This is a genomic window from Vibrio satsumensis, assembly GCF_050337435.1.
Classification (GTDB): Bacteria; Pseudomonadota; Gammaproteobacteria; order Enterobacterales; family Vibrionaceae; genus Vibrio; species Vibrio satsumensis.
Genome location: NZ_JAKJSX010000013.1, coordinates 84,750 through 103,799 on the forward strand (window position 1 = coordinate 84,750; position 19,050 = coordinate 103,799).

A 19,050-nucleotide genomic window follows, 5' to 3' on the forward strand; every position below is an offset into this window, starting at 1 on the left:
ATCTTTCGTTTCTTAGTCTATTATTTGCCGTAAACACAATAACTTATATTGCTGTTGTGGGCACTAAGATTGTTGTGTGATGTGATCACCGTCATTACCTTGTCACTTGGGTTGTTAAATACTAGATTCATAACTAGGAATTATATGACGATAGGTGTTATATTTTAAGTAATATTATAAATATAATGTCAATATTTTGACGTTAATGACAAGAAATGCTTTTTTAGGGGTTTATATGGACATGACAACATTGAATTTGGGTGGTGCGTTAGCACTTGGCCAGCGCATTGTTATCTCGGTAGATGGTACGATTAAAGTCTTAGAAGAAGGCCAACCACTACAAACAGGGGATGTCATTCTTGAATCCCAGGACGGAACCAATGAACCTCATGTATCTATCAAGCGATTCTCATCCGAAGATGGTGAAGTTGAACTAGACCAAGATATCGCAAATATCTTTGCTGCATTAGAAGAAGGCCAAGACCCTACCGAGTTAGGTGAAGAGTTCGCTACCGCTGCTGGTCAAAATGGCTCTAGTTTAAGTGCGAGCGGAACTATCGAGCGAGATGGCGAAGAAACGATCCCTGGTACAGAGTTTGTGACTACAGGTTTCGAATCGCTAGGCTTATCTCGCACTCAGAGCCTGAGCTTACTTGACGCTTATCGTTCACTCATTGAACCTGCCGTAGCTCAACCAAACACTAACCCACTGTTTGTTGATTCAAATAGTGACGCTATTGGTGACACAGTATCATTTACGACAGATGAAGATACGCCTGTTAGTGGTGTTCTTAATGCTCTTGACGAAGACAGTGATGATCTGACGTTCTTACTGTCTCAATCCCCAAACAATGGTTCCGTTGTTCTAAATAACGACGGTAACTGGACGTACACACCAGATAATGATTTCAACGGCAATGATAGTTTCACGGTAGTTGTGTCTGATGGCCAAGGTGGCACGGATACGATCACTGTGAATGTTGGCGTTACCCCAGTCAACGATACCCCAGTCATCACCGATGAAAACGGTAACGCACTGGGCGATAGCGTGGCGGTAACCACCGACGAAGACACATCTGTGAGCGGCTCACTGTCTGCATCAGACGACGATAACGATTCGTTAAGCTTCTCAAAAGGCAGCGATCCGTCTAATGGGTCAATGACTGTTGATGAAAGCGGCAACTGGACCTACACACCAAATGAAGATTACAACGGTAGCGACAGCTTTACGGTTATCGTCTCTGACGGTCAAGGTGGTACCGATACGTTGACAGTGAACGTGGGTGTGAATCCAGTCAACGATGCCCCAATCCTGGTTGATGGTAATGGCGATCCACTCGGCGATAGCGTGGCGATAACCACCGACGAGGACACGCCAATCAGCGGCTCACTGTCTGCATCAGACGACGATGACGACTCACTAAGCTTCTCAAAAGGCAGCGATCCATCTAATGGTTCAGTGACTGTCGATGAAAACGGCAACTGGACCTACACACCAAACGAAGACTATAACGGTAATGACAGTTTCACACTCATCGTATTTGATGGCCAAGGTGGTACGGATACACTGACAGTTAATGTGGGTATTTTAGATACGACAGCGGATGCGGACAGCAACTTCACCGTGACCGTGGCTTCAAGCGACGAAATCACCAATGCTGAAGAAGCCGACGATGTGAGCGTGACGCTAGGTGGCGTGGACGCGGATGCCGTGAGCGTGAAAGTGACGTTCAGCGATGGCACAAACAGCGTGGTTGTGGACGCGACGGAAACAGGCGGCGTGTGGAGTGTGGCGGATGCCGATCTGACATCACTGACCGACGGAAACATCACCGTGACGGCGCTGGTAACCGACGATGCGGGCAACACCAAAGAAGCGACCGATACGCTGGATCTAGATACGACAGCGGATGCGGAAATTACGATTGACCCAATCACTATTGACAATACCGTGAACGCAGACGAAGCGGATGGCAAAGTGGCCATTACCGGTACTGTTGGCGGTGACGTGAAAGCGGGCGACATCGTGACTTTAACGGTCAATAGCAAAGAATACACAGGCCAAGTGGTCGAAAACGACGCTAACGAGTGGGTGTACAGCATCGAAGTCGACGGTAGTGACCTAGTTGCTGATGCAGATACGCGCGTAGAAGCGAGCGTGACGACCCAAGATGATGCGGGTAACGAAGCAACGGCGGTGGCTACCGACGGCGACTACGATGTCGATCTGAACAAACCAACCGCAACAGACTTCTCAGTTACCTTAGACAACCAAGATGAAGCGTTCTTTACATTCGATGGTGGTCAATCGGGAAGCCAAGATAACGTGGGGGATGAGGAAGATGACGCTTCTGGCACATCTGTTGATGTGAAGATTCTTGAAGAGCCTCTATTCGGTGAACTTTACGATGTAAGTGGCGGTGGTAAAGTATTAATTAATGCCGGGGATATCATCAGCAGTGATGCTCAAATCGAGTATGAGCAGGATCAGAATGCTGTCGATAATTTAGACTTTGTCGCAAGTACTTTCCAGAATCAAGTTGGTAGTGGTACGAATAGCGTTAGTTACTTGCAGGGTAGTGTGGTTATTAGTGCTGGTTTATACGATGGTTCGGCACCGACGGAAGATAATATCGACGATACGCCGTCGTATCTTGTTTACGATAGTAATAACCAAGAAGATGGTTTTGGTGTTTCGAAGAGTTCGACAGCGAGCAGTGGCGAACTAGATGTAATTAGTGGTGGTTCACAAGAATACATTTCAATTGATTACTCTGCGACAGGTGCGTCAATTACTGAGGCCAACATTGAGTTTGGTAGTGTATATGGTAATTACAATGCGGGTAATAACGCAGGTGGTCGTATTGAAGTTATCGCTCTTGATGAAGCAGGTAATGTTGTCGGAACGTTCTTCTTCGATAGCGATGAATCAGGTGAGAACGGACTGTCCATCGATAACAATGGTAATGCCACAGTTAATGTTCAAGTCGACGGTGGGTTCTCAGAGCTTAGAATATTTACGACTCAAGATGGCTCTGACGATCCGGATAAAAATTCAAACATTACTCTTAAAGGTGTAGATGTTGTTAGTGCAGAATTAACTGAAGAGATTGATTACCAGTCTATCGATTCAAGCGGTTTAGTTAGTGATGACGTCGCTCAACTTACGATAGCTCCAAACACAACGAATGCTAATCCAGTTGCTCAAGATGACACGGTGTCTGTATTCGGTGGCTTATCTGGTTACTACTACAGCTCTAATGACACCGTTAACGGCAACATCGACTCGGTTCAAGATGCATTGGATGTTATTGCCAGCAAAGATGCCGACCTTACATTTGAAGCAAAAGATATCAATTATACGCTAAACGGAAATAACGACGGCTTAAGTTCTCAAACTCAATTTGAAGATTTCCTAAATAATGACTCTAGTTCTGTTGAGGGTACAGTAGGCGATCACACTGACGGTGTTGTTCAGATGAGCGGGTCAGTTTATCTAGAAGCCGGTGATTATGCGTTTAAAGTTACTGCTGATGATGGCTACACGATCTTAATCGATGGAGTTGCGGTTGCTACTGTTGACCAGAATCAGTCATCTACTACTACATTGCATGATAAATTTACGATTGATAGTGATGGTTACCATTCTATAGAAATCGTTTATTGGGACCAAGGTGGTGCGGCTAACCTAGATATCAATCTTGGTACGGTTGATGGCAATGGTAATTACAACAATGGCGAGCATGACTTAAGCGACTTCCCATTGATTGGTGATGTGTTGTCTGTTCAAGAAGGACAGTCGTTAACCGTAAATTCATCGTTACTTCTAGCTAACGATTATGACCCGAATACGGGTGATACCTTTACCATTGTATCTGATGGGTTTAGCTCTAGCGACGGGGTGGTTGTGTATGATGCCAATACTGGAGAGATATCGTTTACACCAAATGCAGGTGTTACGGGCACAGCTTCCTTTAGCTACACGATCATCGATAACGATGGTTTGACAGATACAGCAACTGTAACGACAACAGTAACTCCTATTAGCAATGGATTAACTGTTAGCGCCGATTTAACGACGGCAAACGGCAATATTTCAGACTCTATTGTTTCAAACATCGCATCTAATTTGGCTAACAAGGCATTAGACCCAACTGGTGACGGTGACGACAACCATCTTGAGACTACGAGTGGTGCTTGGCTCGATGCTCTTGGTGGCAATGATACTGTTGTATACGGTAACGGCGATCATATGCAGGTACTTGGTCGTGAAGGCGATGACATCATTGTAGGTAATGGTGGCGGACTTGGCGTTGTTTCTGAAAACCTACAAGGCGGCGATGGTAGTGACATTTTGGTTGGCGGTATAGATGCATCAACAAGCATTAATCTGTTGGGTGATGATACTGGAGAATCTGGTGATGATGTTCTTATTTCTCGCAGCCCGACAACGAGTACAGCATACTATGGTGGTTCGGGTAATGATGTGGCATACCTAGCTGGCGAAAGTACTGACTACACCTTTAGTACAGTAGGGGCTCCAGATTTCCGCTTAACTCATACTGGAACTGGTAACGCCAATCATGATTTCTATAGCATTGAAGCGTTGTACTTCTCTGATGGTAAATTTGAAGTTCAAAGCGGCAACCTAATTAAAGTGGCAGAAGTTTACGAGCTAAACATCGATGTCGATCTGAACGACAATGATGGTAGTGAACAAGTGAGCTCTCTGGTAGTTAGCAATGTCCCATCAGATGTAACACTCTCTGTAGGTACTAAACAGGCTGATGGAACTTGGGTTATTGATCCATCACAACTTGATGATGAAGGTAAAGTTACCGTTCTTGTTGAGGCTCCAGTTGACACCACCCCGGTACTAACTGTTAGAGCAGGCGCTCAAGAGGTGGATAGCCAAGGCCAACCAGTCGATTCAGAGGTGTTCGCCGATACTCAAACTGGCACGATCGTTATGCCAAGTAGTGATATGAATGCAGCAAACACGATCATTGGTTTTGACGGTGATGATGTGCTGTTAGGTGACAGTGGTGGGGTTGTCGATAACTCTGTCGCACCAACTAACTACAATATTGCTTTAGTTGTTGATACTTCGGGAAGTATGGATGATGCGTTAAACAGCAACAGTAACCAGTCTAAATTAGATGCGGTTAAAGCATCACTTATTGCTATGTTGGCAGATATCGCCTCTCATCCGGGTATTATAAATCTGGCGTTGATTGGTTTTGAGGCGAGTGCGAGCATACAAATAGATTTGCAAAACTTAGAAGAATCAGACTTGGATCAGACGGTAAATTCCGCGATAAATACTTTAACTGCGGATGGTGCAACCAACTATGAATCTGCATTTGATTCTGCTAAAGATTGGTTTGAAGACGATGATCAACCATCGAGCTATGAAAACTTAACCTTCTTCTTAACTGATGGCAAACCTACAGTCTCAAACAACTCTAGTAGTGGCGGCTCTACCACAGAGTTTGATGAGTTTGCTGACTCCGTTTCCGCTTTTGACGAATTGGCTGACGTTTCAAAAGTAAGAACCATCGGTATTGGTGATGGAATTGACTCTGAAATTCTAGAGCATTTTGCCAATGAGAATGGTTCTGCATACACTTATTCTTTAACCACAACGCAACTAGCAAACTTTAGTTCAAGCACAGGCGAAGCTTGGAGCCTTGGTAACTTTACGGTTTCTGGCGGCACGGCGGTGTTGACGAATTCAAGTATCTTGTTGACAGATTCTAGTGACACTTCCAGTTCGGCATCCATGACAAGCCCTGAATTTGTTGTAGCTGACGGTGAAGTTTCGGTACTGACATTTGATGCGTCACAGGGTAACGACTTTGGCGGTGGTGATTCGTTCAATTGGCAGGTGCAGAAATATGATGAACAGAGTCTGTCGTGGGTAAATGTTTCATCTGGAAGTGGCACTGGCTCAATAGAAACAGAACTGCTGCATGAAGGTAAATACCAGCTTGTACTTTCTGTCTACGAAGATCAAAGCGGCTACACTGCAGACGTATACTTAGACAACTTTGCAATTAAGACGGTTTCTAGTTCGACTGGTAACGTGGAGATCGTTCAATCAAGCCAGGGTTTAGATGCTGCACTTGAAGAAGGCAGTAATGAAATTACACTACTACCTGTAGGTAATGATGATCTAAGCGGTGGCGAAGGCAACGACATCTTGTTTGCTGATGTTATTAATACTGATAACTTACCATGGGATGAGAAGGGCCTAACTCGCCCAGATTTATTACCGGATGGCTCTGGCATCGAAGCATTAACGACGTTCTTGCAGATGGTGAATGGTGAAGAACCTACAGATATGGAAGTGTATGAGTACATCAAGAGCAACCATGAGTTGTTTAACGCTGGTAGCGATACGCGTGGTGGAGATGATACCGTTGTTGGTGGCCTAGGCGAAGATATCCTCTATGGCCAAGGCGGTGACGATACGCTGATAGGTGGACTTGGTGATGATATTTTAACGGGTGGTGACGGTGACGATCTGTTCAAGTGGGTCGACGAACCTTTCCAAGGTGATGTTGATACGATAACCGATTTCGCTCTAGGTGAAGACCATCTTGATATCTCGCAATTATTGCCAACGGAAAATTCAATGTCTGATCTTCTGGAACATATCACTATTGAGAAAGTCGATAACGGTGGCGGTGATAAAGATTTGGTTATTACTATTTCTGAAGACGCGAATAATGGAGGTCAAACACAAACTATCATTCTTGATAATACGGGGAACCAGTTTGATTCAGTGAATGCTCAAGGTGATGGTAGTGTAATAAGTAGCGATTTGAGTAATTTGGTCAATCAATTATTCGTTAACTTACCAGACTAAAAACAAAAAGGGCCGAAAGGCCCTTTTTTAATACTTCTGCTGTGCTATAAAAGTTAGATTCTAAAGTACTAAAATTAAAGAACTTTACAAGCAAAACCTTTTAGGTAGAAGCCTTCTGGGTAGGCCGTGTCTGTTAGGTGATCGGCAGCTTGTTCGAAGCGTTCTACGAACTTAACAGTTCGGCCTGCGTCTAATGCTGCATCGGCGATGATCTTTTGGAATAAATCTGTTCCCATTAAGCCAGAGCAAGAGTACGTGAGTAGGGTGCCGCCTGGTTTCAGGATTTGCATTGCAAGCATGTTAACGTCTTTATAGCCGTTAGCGCCTGAAGTTAGGTTGTTCTTGCTTGAAACAAACTTCGGTGGATCCATGATCACTACGTCAAACTTAGTGCCTTGGTCGCGGTATTCACGAAGCAGCTTGAACACGTCGGCATTTAAGAAAACAGCGCGCTTTTTAGAGATATCAAACTCATTCAGTTCAGCGTTCAACTTCGCTGTATCAAGAGCAAGTTGAGATACATCAGCGTTAATCACACGCTTAGCATCGCCTTTCAGTGCGTAAAGGCCAAACCCACCTGTGTATGAGAAACAGTTAAGAACATCTTTGTTTTTAACGTATTTCATCGATTCTTTACGGCTATCACGTTGGTCCATGTAGAAGCCCGTTTTGTGGCCTTCCATAATGTTCACGCTGATTTTTACGCCATTCTCTTCAATCACAATTGACTTAGGTGGCTCTTCACCATGAAGTACACCGACAACTTGTTCAAGGCCTTCTTTTTTACGAACTGCTACGTCAGAACGCTCGTAAATGTTGCAGTCTGGGAAGCACTCGATTAGGGCTTCAACCAATACGCTTTTGTTAAACTCAGCGCCTGCACTTAGCAGTTGGCAAACTAGAAAGTCTTGATACTTATCGATAGTGATGCCAGGTAAGCCATCAGACTCTGCAGCTGTTAGACGGTAACCCGTTAGACCGTCACGTTCGATGATGTCTTCACGTAAAGACTGTGCATCTTGAATTCGTTTTACGAAGAACGCCTTGTTGATTTCTTCTTTTTCAAATGTCCAAACACGAGCTCGAATTTGAGAAGCTGGAGAGTAAGCTGCTTTTGCAAGCCACTGACCATTTTGAGCATATACGTCTACAGTTTCACCTTGTTGTGGCTCGCCTTCGACCTTATCGATACCGCGTGAAAATACCCAAGGGTGTTTGCGGCGTAGTGATTTATCTCGGCCTTTAGCTAGATGAATTGAAGGAGTCATAATTTACTCTGTTTGTTGAATTTGAAGGAGGGGTATTGTCGGGGAAGTACAGGTGAAAAGCAAATAAGAAAGGGCTGCAGAAGCAGCCCTAGTAACGATATTTCAAGGATTAAGCCTTGAGACCTGTTAATAAGCCTTCCATTGTGTCGCTTTGCTTACGAAGCTGGTCAACGTTGGCATTACTCTTACTGATCATTTCACAGATGCTGTCTGATTGATGACGAATCTCTTCGACACTCTGTGCGATGTTGTCAGCAACAACACCTTGTTCTTCAGCTGCGGTTGCTATCTGAGTACTACTGTCTGAAATCGATTGATTCTTTTCAGCCAGAGAGCCGATTTCAACGTTAACTTCAGACATTAATGTTTGTCCTTCGTTTGCGTTGTTAACCGTCACTTCCATCAGTTTTGTTAGCGATTGGCTGTTACGTTGTAATGACTCAATCATACTTTGGATTTCAACCGTTGCTTGTTGAGTACGACCGGCAAGGGCACGAACTTCATCGGCAACAACAGCAAATCCACGACCTTGCTCACCGGCACGTGCAGCTTCGATAGCAGCGTTCAACGCTAACAGGTTAGTCTGTTCTGAAATACCGTTGATGGTTGTGACTACTTCATCGATCTGCGCCGCGTTGGCATCAAGCTCTTCTACTGCTTGTGAAGCGGATTGGATCTCTTGAGATAGGTTAGAGATAGACTCCAATGTATTTGAAACCTTGACTTGACCACTTTGAGCAACGCCGCGAGCGTCCATTGTTTGTGAACTAGACTCATGAGCAAGGGTAGCGACTTCGCGAATCGTAGCAGCCATTTGCTCCGTTGCACTTGCTAAGCTATTCAGGTGTTCTTGTTGGTTACCAGAGATGTCTGAACTTTGTTGTGTTGACTGGTTTAAGTCCGAGCTGATCTGCTGCATGAGAGCGACAGACTCTTGGATTGATAGAACCATGTTTTGTTCACGCTCTGCTACCTTGTCGATCGTAATCGCAATTTCACTGAACTCATCACGAACTAAGAAGTAGTTCATGCGGCAAGTTAGGTCACCATTCGCAAGCGTATTCAATGCTTTGTTCATAGAGAACATCGCACCACCGATGAAGGTCATGATGTAGTAAACACCCAGCGCGATAAGCGTTAGGGTTACAGCGATGATAGAAACCTGAGTCGTAGACAGAGCAGACCAAAGGTTTTGGTCATGGTTAGCAACTAGGCTGAATGCACCATTCATCACCGAAACAGAACCAGCACCGTAGCCCAAAGAGATGGTTTCAGAGCTGCTGACAAGTTGAGCGACTTGATCTTTAGTGAGTTGACCCGCTTCGATAAGCCCTTTCATCAAGAGCATTTCTTCTTGATAAAGGTGAGCCAATAAAGAGTCCGCGGCGCTATCTAAAACGAGAGTCAATATGACTAGGGCGAGAAGAGGCAATAAGAAGAGTAGATAGAACTTTTCTTGGATTTTTAGGTGAATGAGATATTTGTCAATCCAACGAAATGGGATTTCTTTCATAATCGTTATACTCGAAGTAAGTCCACCAATAAGTGGTGAATGAATAGAAGCTCAACTATATCATTCATATAATTTATGAGGCAACGTTATGGAAAGTTCACAATATATTTTTGTCGTGTCAGGCGTAGTTCAATGTGTTGGTTTTCGTTATCACACCAGTAGGAAGGCGCAAGCTATGGGTCTTTCAGGCTATGCGAAGAACTTAAATGATGGTCGAGTTGAAGTATTAGCTGTTGGAGAGAGTCAGCAAATAGAGAAGTTACATGCTTGGCTCAATATTGGCCCTTCGAGCGCAACAGTAGACAACGTAGTGATGCATCAAGTGAAAGATAGTGAGCGTCAGGACGTACGCGTAGGGGCCTTTAAAATACTGTAGTTATAGCACTACAGTATTTATATTGAACGTAACTTAATGGCCTAAAGCAGATTAGGCACTACAAGCACTTTGCTGGTTTAGGTAAACCGGCGAGCTTGGTTGCTTGTTTTGCAGGGCCTTTTTTGAATAACTTGAAAAGGTACTTACTGTTGCCTTTTTCTGGGCCGTGCGCTTTTTCCATCGCTTTCACTAGCATACGAACTGCTGGTGACGTATTGAACTCTTCGTAAAAGCTCCTTACAAAATGTACGACTTCTAAGTGCGCATCCGTAAGTTCAATAGCTTCATCTTGAGCAAGAATTTCAATCATGCCTTCTTCCCATTGCGTGTAATCCAATAGGTAGCCTTGAGCGTCGGTTTCGATTTGCTTGCCGTTATATTCAAACATGTTTAATCCAGAATCCAATTAACTATGTGGGTAGGGTACATGACCAAGTTTATCTTTCTCAACAGAAATTGTAGCTATCCATAGAAATATCGCACTTATAGATACAAAAAAGCCCAAGAGGTAGGCTCTTGGGCTAGATATTCTTCAATGATGGGAACGATTAGTCGTCGCTGCCCATGATGCCTAGAATACTTAGTAGGCTGATGAAGATGTTGTAGATTGATACGTACAAGCTGATCGTTGCAGAGATGTAGTTTGTTTCACCGCCACGAATGATGTTTTGCGTTGTAAGCAAGATAACACCAGTCGAGAATAGGATGAACATACCGCTCATTGCCAATGATAGTAGAGGCATTTGTAGGAAGATGTTTGCAACCATACCTACAAGTAGTACTACGAAACCAGCTAATAGCATGCCGTTAAGGAACGACAGGTCACGCTTAGTTGTTAGTGCGTAAGCTGATGCACCCATAAACGCCAGTGCTGTACCGCCAAGTGCAGTTAGGATTACATCACCCATGCCTGCGCCAACGTACATATTAAGAATTGGACCAATGGTGTAGCCTAAGAAACCCGTAAATAGGAATGTGAAGACTAGACCCATGCTGTTGTCGCGGTTCTTCTCTGTTAGGAAAAGTAGGCCGTAGAAGCCAACAAGCATGATAATAAGACCCGGGCGAGGAAGGTTCATCGCCATGGATACGCCTGCTACAACAGCAGACCAAAGTAGTGTCATAGACAGTAATGCGTAGGTGTTACGCAACACTTTATTGGTTTGCAGAGCACTTTCTTGAGATGCTGTGCGTGAAAACATAGGGCTGTTCATAATCTTCCTCGTAAGGTGACTTCAATAGTTATTAGTACATTTATGGGGGTGAAAGTTCGAAAAATCAAGTCTTTCATTCCTCTTGTATACATAAAATAATAATCAAAATAGTCGGTTAAGTGTTTCTGAAGGTGTAACAAAGTATTTCTTTAGGCTGTAATTAAGCATAGCTAAAATACGATCTTCAACCTTTAGTAGTCATAGCCTGTTATTTAGAACTTTAGAAAACCATCTATAACCTTGAAAAATAAAGAGGCGACCTAAGCCGCCTCTATAGTTTATGCATCATAACACATTAATGGTGTAAGATTTGGCTTAAGAAGTTCTGCGTTCTGTCTGATTGTGGGTTTTCAAAGAAGTCGACAGGGTTGTTCTCTTCTATGATTTCACCGGCATCCATAAAGATAACGCGATCTGCTACCTCTTTAGCAAAGCCCATCTCATGCGTTACACAAAGCATTGTCATGCCTTCTTCCGCCAGCTCAACCATTACGTCTAATACTTCTCGAACCATTTCTGGATCGAGGGCTGACGTTGGTTCATCAAACAGCATCACTTGAGGGTTCATACACAAAGAGCGAGCGATAGCTACACGCTGTTGTTGGCCACCAGAAAGCTGACCTGGGAATTTGTCTGCTTGCTCAGGAATTTTTACACGCTCTAGGTATTTCATCGCAATCGCTTCAGCTTCTTCTTTCGGCATCTTTTTGACCCAGATAGGGGCGAGAGTACAGTTCTCTAATACCGTCAGGTGTGGAAACAGATTGAAGTGCTGGAAACACATGCCGACGTCTCGGCGAACAGCTTCGATGTTCTTTAGATCTTCCGTCAATTCATTACCTGAAACGAAGATATGACCTTTTTGGTGCTCTTCTAATCGGTTGATACAGCGGATCATTGTTGATTTACCAGAGCCAGAGGGGCCACAGATAACGATTTTCTCGCCTTTTTTAACTTCTAGATTGATGTTCTTAAGTACGTGGAATTCACCGTACCATTTGTTCATGTCTTTCAACTCGATCATAAGACCTTGAGAGTTGTTTTCTGTCTGCTGCGTCATAATACGTCCTTGATCTTGTTAATTATCGTTTGTGACCGGTGTGAAGTCTGTTTTCTAGCCATATCGAATATCTCGACATGCCAAAACAAAACACCCAGAACACTAACGCGACAAATACATAACTTTCTGTTGAATACCCAAGCCATTCAGGGTCGGTATTCGCGGCTTGGCCAATTCCTAGTACATCAAACATACCAATAATCAAAACAAGACTGGTATCTTTGAACAAACCAATAAAGGTGTTCACAATTGAAGGAATCGTGATTTTAAGAGCTTGAGGCAGAATGATAAGCCCAGTTTTTTTCCAGTAGCTTAATCCCAGAGCATCAGCTGCTTCGTATTGACCTTTTGGTATTGCTTGTAAACCACCACGGATTACTTCGGCCATATAGGCTGCACTGAATAGTACTACCCCAACCAGTGCTCTAATCAGCTTATCGGTTTCTGTCCCTTCAGATAAGAAGAGTGGGAGCATTACTGAAGCCATGAATAGAACTGTAATGAGCGGTACGCCACGCCAAATTTCGATGTATACGGTACACATACTGCGAATGATCGGCATCTCTGAGCGACGCCCAAGCGCAAGTGCAACACCAATCGGGAGTGACACTACAATACCAACAAGTGCGATGATCAGTGTAACCAGTAGGCCACCCCATTTATGGGTATCAACAACTTCTAATCCGAAGACACCACCGTATAGTAAACCAGCAATGATAAACGGATAGATGTTGACGAAGAACAGCCAAATCCAGGTGCGCTTAGGTGTTTTTTCATACGCTAATAAAGCAACAAAAATAGCTAAAGTAGCGTAGAAAAAGCGAGGTCGCCACAGTTCAGCTTCTGGGTAGAAGCCATACATGAATTGGTCCCAACGAACGCTAATAAAAACCCAGCAAGCGCCTTCACTAGTACAAGCGTCTCGTGTTGTTCCTATCCAATCGGCACTAATGAATGCCCAATCTGCTATTGCCCATATTAGGGTAAAAGCAAAGTAAGCAAGAACCACAGTGACAACGCTGTTAATTGGTCCATTAAATAGATTTTTTCTTAACCAACCGACAGGGCCAACGGTATTCGCTGGAGGCGGAAGATCAGGTTGAAATTGATGTGTACTCATCTTATCTCTCCACCAACGCTACTTTGCGGTTGTATATGTTCATTAGAGCAGATGTTAATAGGCTCAAGGTCAGGTAGACACCCATTGTCATCGCAATTACTTCGATAGCTTGTCCAGTTTGGTTTAATGTTGTTCCTGCAAATACAGACACAAGATCAGGGTAACCAATGGCCATCGCAAGTGATGAGTTTTTGGTCAGGTTTAGGTACTGACTGGTTAGTGGTGGGATAATAATTCTTAATGCTTGTGGAATAATGACAAGCTTGAGGGTTCTAGAACGTGGGATACCAAGAGACATAGCAGCCTCAGTTTGCCCATGGTTTACGGCGTTAATACCTGAACGAACAATCTCGGCAATGAACGCTGCGGTGTAGATACTTAAAGCAAGCATCAATGCAGCAAGCTCAGGAATTATGCTAACACCACCCTTGAAGTTAAACCCTTTCAAAACAGGGTAATCCGCAGAGATAGGCATGCCCATCACAAAGTAAGTCACTAACGGCAAGCCTAAAATCAACGCTGCAGCAATCCGCAACATAGGTGTTTGTTGGCCGGTTAGTTTTTGCTTGTTGTTAGCCCAGATGTTGATAATAAACGTAGCGATAATACCGACAATCAATGATCCGATGACAATGCTACTGCCTTGTTCTAACACTGGTGCAGGGAAGTACAATCCACGTACGTTCAAGAAAATTGCTTCACCTAGGCTCATGCTTTGACGAGCAGAAGGTAAAGCTTGCAGAACAGCGAAGTACCAGAAAAAGATTTGCAAAAGAAGAGGGATATTTCGGAATATCTCAATGTAGACCGCTGCAAATCGGCTAACCAGCCAGTTTGAAGAGAGCCTAGCGATACCCATACTAAAGCCCAGTACCGTAGCTAGCATGATGCCTAGCACCGAAACTAAAGCGGTATTGAGAAGCCCGACAAAGAATGTACGACCATATGAGAAAGTCTCGTCGTATTCAATCAGTGTTAATCCGATACCAAAACCAGCTTCTTGTGAGAGAAAATCAAAACCAGTGGCGATACCACGGGAATCTAAGTTAGTCAGTGCATTATTTACAATCGTGTAAAAGAAAGCACAAAGCGCCCCGACGGCGATGATTTGGAAAATGATGGAGCGAAAAGTGGGGTTGTAAAATAAGTTGGCACTTTTGGGCTGTGGCTTTGCCTGAGCTGGAGAAATAGTTTCATTAGGTTTCATACTACTATAACCTCAAATCCATTTAATAAATAGGGCGGAAAACTCCGCCCTAATTGATACTTGAAGATTTATTAACGGATTGGTGGAGCGTACATAAAGCCGCCCGCATTCCATAATGCATTTACACCACGAGAGATTTGAAGTGGAGAACCTGTACCAACAGTACGCTCAAAACTCTCACCGTAGTTACCAACTTGCTTAATTACCTGGTAACCCCAGTCGTCACGAATGCCAAGGCCTTTGCCTTTAGGACCATCTACGCCAAGAATACGCTTGATGTTTGGATCTTTTGACTTAAGCATTTCGTCTGCATTTTTAGAAGAGATGCCGTATTCTTCCGCATTAATCATTGCTGAAAGTGTCCACTTAGCAACGTTAAACCATTTATCATCATCTTGACGAACAACAGGACCTAGAGGCTCTTTAGAGATGATTTCAGGAAGTACTTGTGCAGATTTAGGGTCAGCTAGGTTTAGGCGAAGTGCGTATAGACCAGATTGGTCAGTCGTTAGCACATCACAACGACCTGCGTCGAAACCTTTAGATGTTTGTGCCGCTGTATCGAATACCACTGGCTTGTAAGACATGCCACTGTTACGGAAGTAATCGGCTAGGTTAAGTTCAGTTGTTGTACCTGATTGAACACATACAGAAGCGCCATCAAGCTCTTGAGCACTTGTTAGGCCAAGCTCTTTCTTAACCATGAAGCCTTGACCATCGTAGTAGTTAACGCCTACGAAGTTAAGACCTAGAGCAGTATCACGATGTAGTGTCCATGTTGTGTTGCGAGATAGTACGTCGATTTCGCCAGATTGAAGCGCAGTAAAACGCTCTTTTGCGGTTAGAGGTACATACTTAACTTTCGTCTTGTCACCGAGTACAGCCGCTGCAAGAGCTTGACAATACTCAACATCAATTCCTTCCCATTCACCTTTTGAGTTAGGGTTAGAGAACCCTGGAAGACCGGTACTTACACCACAAGTTAGAAAACCTTGAGATGTGACTTTGTCCAGAGTGCTTTCTGCCGCTGATGCCGATGTTGCCATCATCGCAGTTGATGCAGCTACTACTGAAGCAAGAAGTGTTAGTTTATTTGTCATTTGTATCCTTCCTTGTTAACCAGGTGACACCTGATACTCGTGCTCGTTTGAGTGTCTTTATGTGTTGCGTTTTCTATGACCTTGTTGCTCAAATTACAAGAGTTGCATTTTGCAAATGAAACTGTGTGCGATTTAAGTAACTGTTTATAAGGTTAGGAAAGGATCCGTAGTTTCACAAATGTATAATTTAAAAAGAATTTTGAATGAAATCACAAATCCGAACACAATTAGAATGACCAAATGTTAACTGAATGTAAATAGTGCAACAGTTCACACTGTTGGTGCAACGAGATTTAGAGTTTTATATTGATAATCGACTAGATAAATATTCTGAATGAATGTCACAGTGGTGGAGTATTAACCTTAAAAAAGATTGAAATTTGGTCAATAAATATTTTTATTACACTTCGATAGTTATGAATATGCTCCAAATTTGGTAGCATGGCTGAATAGTTATTGAAGTAGTCTCAAGGAAGAACATGCGTTATTTCCCAATGTTTTTGGATGTAGAAAATAAGCCAATCTTAGTGGTTGGCGGGGGTGAGGTTGCTTGCCGTAAAGTCGACAGCTTGCTACGAGCTGGGGCTGATGTGACTTTAGTGTCTCCCAAGGTTGCACCTTACTTAAAGCAGCTTATCGATGAAGACAAACTTCACTGGGTGCAAAACTTTTACTCATCACAGATCATATCGAAAAATTACCTGCAGGTTTGGGCGACAACAGATAACCCTAGCCTAAATCATCAAGTACATAATGATGCAAAAAACCTGGGTATTCTTGTCAATGTAGTCGATGATTTACCCTATTGTGACTTCATTACGCCATCAATGATTAATCGCGGAAGAATCCAAATTGCCATCTCTAGTGGCGGTGCATCACCTGTTTTGGTTAGAAATATTAGAGAAAAACTCGAAACGGTATTGCCACAAAATATAGGCTTAATAGCAGACTTCGGTGCATCAAAACGCAATTCGATCAAAGAGTCATTTCCAACTGTCGATGAGCGTCGTAAATTTTGGGAGCGCTTTTTATCGTCCAGTTTCATCGAACAGGTGACTGACAGAGAGCAGTTAGAATCATACTACCAGCAAGCGCTAACGGAAGGCATTGATAGTGAAGGACAGGTGACTTGGATTGAATTCGAGCAGGACGTTGAGTTGCTGTCTATGAAGGCTTTACGTTTGATGCAAGAGGCAGAGCTCGTACTTTCACCGAGCGATTGTCCATTCGAATTTGTCGACCTGTGCCGTCGAGACGCAGAAAGAGAGAGCTATGCTAACAGCGGAGAGCTATCAACCAAGCTTGAGCAGGCAAGAGCTGAGAAATTGCGAGTGTGTGTGTTTATTCCACCAGCAAGCGTAGAGTTTAATTTGTTGGTCGGCAAAGACCTAAAATTGTCAGCGGCCAAAGTACTTAGTTGAGTTGGCTGATTACCAGCTAGGAACTTCGATTTAAACTGACCAGATAAATAAAAAGCCACTTCCTATAAAGAAGTGGCTTTCTGCTTTTCAAACACGATATTGTGATGAGGAATGAGCAATCTAAATAAGCGGTCGCTCAAACTCAAAAATTAGTCGCGGAAGTTGTCAAACTGGAATGGTTGACCAAGCTCACCGCTGCGAACTAAAGCCATAACAGCTTGTAGATCATCACGTTTCTTACCTGTTACACGAACTTTGTCGCCTTGGATAGAAGCTTGAACTTTGACTTTGTTGTCTTTGATTAGCTTAACGATCTTCTTAGCGACATCCGTTTCGATGCCTTGCTTAAAGATAACCGTTTGGTGCCAAGTGCGACCTGTTTGGTCAGCAGCCTTCGCTTCCATCGCGTTAGGATCAACATTACGCTTTGTTAGGTTGCTACGAAGGATATCGCGCATTTGCTTCAGTTGGAAATCGTCTTGAGCAGTCAATTTTACTGATTCATCTTTGTAATCAAAGCTCGCTTCAACTCCGCGGAAATCGAAACGAGTCGATAGTTCGCGGTTTGCGTTGTCTACCGCGTTACGCAGTTCTACTGCTTCTACTTCAGAGATAATGTCAAATGATGGCATTGTGTTGTTTCCTTAAGCTAAGTTTCTATCTTTAATTGCTGTTGCAAGCATGTCTAGCATTGTTGCCGTATCTTCCCAGCTTAGGCATGGGTCCGTAATCGACTTGCCATATTCTAGGTTGTTGATGTCTGTCATTGGCTGGTTGCCTTCAATAATGAAGCTTTCTGCCATGATGCCTGCAATTTGGTTCTTGTTAGATTTAATTTGCTCACAAATGTCTTGTGCAACTTCTAACTGTTTACGGTGTTGTTTCTGACAGTTAGCGTGGCTAAAGTCTACAACCAAACGTTGAGGTAGGTCGAATTCAGCCAGTTGCTTACATGCAGTATCTACAGATTCAGCGTCGAAGTTAGGGCCTTTATCACCACCACGTAGAATAACGTGACCGTATGGATTGCCAGAAGTACGGTAAACCGTCATGCGGCCGTTCTTATCTGGCGAGTAGAAGTAGTGTGAAGCATGTGCTGCACGAATTGCATCGATAGCAATCTTGATGTTGCCGTTGGTTGCGTTCTTGAAGCCAACTGGGCAAGACAGTGCAGAAGCCATTTCACGGTGAATCTGAGATTCAGTCGTACGAGCGCCAATCGCGCCCCAAGTGATAAGGTCCGCAATGTACTGACCTGTGATCATATCAAGGAATTCAGTCGCAGTAGCTAGGCCAAGCTTGTTGATATCTAGAAGAAGCTTACGTGCTTTGTTCAAACCTGTTTCAAGAGCGTACGAACCATCAAGGTTAGGATCGGTAATTAAACCCTTCCAACCTACAACAGTACGAGGCTTCTCGAAGTAGGTTCTCATTACAACGAACAGTTCATCTTTGTACTGGTCTTGAATTTGACTTAGACGTTCAGCGTAATCAAGTGCCGCATCTGTATCGTGAACAGAGCAAGGGCCTACGATAACTAATAGGCGGTTATCACGACCAGTTAGGATATCTTCGATTTGGCGGCGAGAATTTTTAATGCGCTCAGCAACGTCGTCAGTAATAGGGTGTGCATTGCCTAGTTCGGCAGGAGTTGGCATAGGACCCAGAGCTTGGGTTCTCAACTCATCAGTTTTTAATGGCATGTGATAGCTTTTTTATTCTATTGCGAAGTGGTTAAGATAACGGAATTGAACAGAGGAATAAACTCTCTTAAGTCAAAGTTATCTCTGTTATTGCTAATATTCTTATTTTTATCAGCAGGCCAGCGTCAAATAAGGGATTTTCACTTGTATTAACAGGCAGCTATCGGTATTTTCGTTTGAACACAACATAAAAATGC

13 protein-coding genes are annotated in these 19,050 nt (G+C 43.6%); 3 read left to right on the forward strand and 10 right to left on the reverse strand.

Annotated elements, in window-relative coordinates:
• The first annotated feature begins 235 nt into the window (after window positions 1-235).
• The gene (locus L4C44_RS17375) at window positions 236-6,871 is read left to right on the forward strand and encodes an Ig-like domain-containing protein (protein ID WP_428805475.1); all 6,636 of its coding nucleotides are present in this window, start codon (window positions 236-238) and stop codon (window positions 6,869-6,871) included.
• Between the two features lie 74 nt (window positions 6,872-6,945).
• On the opposite strand, the gene L4C44_RS17380 is transcribed toward L4C44_RS17375, so the two are convergent.
• Both L4C44_RS17380 and L4C44_RS17385 read right to left on the reverse strand, forming a co-directional pair.
• A complete protein-coding gene (locus L4C44_RS17380; protein WP_428805476.1) occupies window positions 6,946-8,139 on the reverse strand; it encodes a class I SAM-dependent methyltransferase in 1,194 nt (397 codons plus the stop codon).
• Between the two features lie 109 nt (window positions 8,140-8,248).
• Window positions 8,249-9,652 (reverse strand): methyl-accepting chemotaxis protein, encoded by a 1,404-nt coding sequence (locus L4C44_RS17385; protein ID WP_428805477.1) that lies wholly within the window; start codon window positions 9,650-9,652, stop codon window positions 8,249-8,251.
• An 88-nt stretch (window positions 9,653-9,740) separates the two neighbouring features.
• On the opposite strand from L4C44_RS17385, the gene yccX reads away from it, so the two are divergent.
• Window positions 9,741-10,028 (forward strand): acylphosphatase, encoded by a 288-nt coding sequence (gene yccX, locus L4C44_RS17390; RefSeq protein ID WP_428805478.1) that lies wholly within the window; start codon window positions 9,741-9,743, stop codon window positions 10,026-10,028.
• A gap of 58 nt (window positions 10,029-10,086) precedes the next feature.
• Here the strand turns inward: yccX and L4C44_RS17395 are convergent, their stop codons facing one another.
• From L4C44_RS17395 to L4C44_RS17420, 6 genes are all read right to left on the reverse strand, one after another.
• Window positions 10,087-10,416, reverse strand: a complete 330-nt coding sequence (locus L4C44_RS17395) for a TusE/DsrC/DsvC family sulfur relay protein (RefSeq protein ID WP_017057205.1) — start codon at window positions 10,414-10,416, stop codon at window positions 10,087-10,089.
• A gap of 160 nt (window positions 10,417-10,576) precedes the next feature.
• Window positions 10,577-11,242: a Bax inhibitor-1/YccA family protein gene (locus L4C44_RS17400; RefSeq protein WP_017057206.1), complete on the reverse strand. Its 666-nt coding sequence runs from the start codon at window positions 11,240-11,242 to the stop codon at window positions 10,577-10,579.
• A 295-nt stretch (window positions 11,243-11,537) separates the two neighbouring features.
• Window positions 11,538-12,302: an amino acid ABC transporter ATP-binding protein gene (locus L4C44_RS17405; RefSeq protein WP_017059704.1), complete on the reverse strand. Its 765-nt coding sequence runs from the start codon at window positions 12,300-12,302 to the stop codon at window positions 11,538-11,540.
• A 22-nt stretch (window positions 12,303-12,324) separates the two neighbouring features.
• A complete protein-coding gene (locus L4C44_RS17410; protein ID WP_060982096.1) occupies window positions 12,325-13,422 on the reverse strand; it encodes an amino acid ABC transporter permease in 1,098 nt (365 codons plus the stop codon).
• Window position 13,423: 1 nt separating this feature from the next.
• Complete coding sequence (locus L4C44_RS17415; protein WP_146489709.1) at window positions 13,424-14,629, reverse strand: amino acid ABC transporter permease; 1,206 nt, start codon at window positions 14,627-14,629, stop codon at window positions 13,424-13,426.
• 71 nt (window positions 14,630-14,700) lie between these two features.
• A complete protein-coding gene (locus L4C44_RS17420; RefSeq protein ID WP_004733634.1) occupies window positions 14,701-15,729 on the reverse strand; it encodes an amino acid ABC transporter substrate-binding protein in 1,029 nt (342 codons plus the stop codon).
• A 479-nt stretch (window positions 15,730-16,208) separates the two neighbouring features.
• On the opposite strand from L4C44_RS17420, the gene L4C44_RS17425 reads away from it, so the two are divergent.
• Window positions 16,209-17,150, forward strand: coding sequence for a precorrin-2 dehydrogenase/sirohydrochlorin ferrochelatase family protein (locus L4C44_RS17425; RefSeq protein ID WP_146489710.1), 942 nt, complete (start codon window positions 16,209-16,211; stop codon window positions 17,148-17,150).
• Between the two features lie 149 nt (window positions 17,151-17,299).
• Here the strand turns inward: L4C44_RS17425 and L4C44_RS17430 are convergent, their stop codons facing one another.
• On the reverse strand, window positions 17,300-17,782 hold the full coding sequence (locus L4C44_RS17430; protein ID WP_004733632.1) for a YajQ family cyclic di-GMP-binding protein: 483 nt from the start codon (window positions 17,780-17,782) through the stop codon (window positions 17,300-17,302).
• A 12-nt stretch (window positions 17,783-17,794) separates the two neighbouring features.
• Window positions 17,795-18,853 carry a 3-deoxy-7-phosphoheptulonate synthase gene (locus L4C44_RS17435; protein WP_060982093.1) on the reverse strand — a complete coding sequence of 353 codons (1,059 nt, stop codon included), beginning with the start codon at window positions 18,851-18,853 and terminating at the stop codon, window positions 17,795-17,797.
• Window positions 18,854-19,050: the final 197 nt, after the last annotated feature.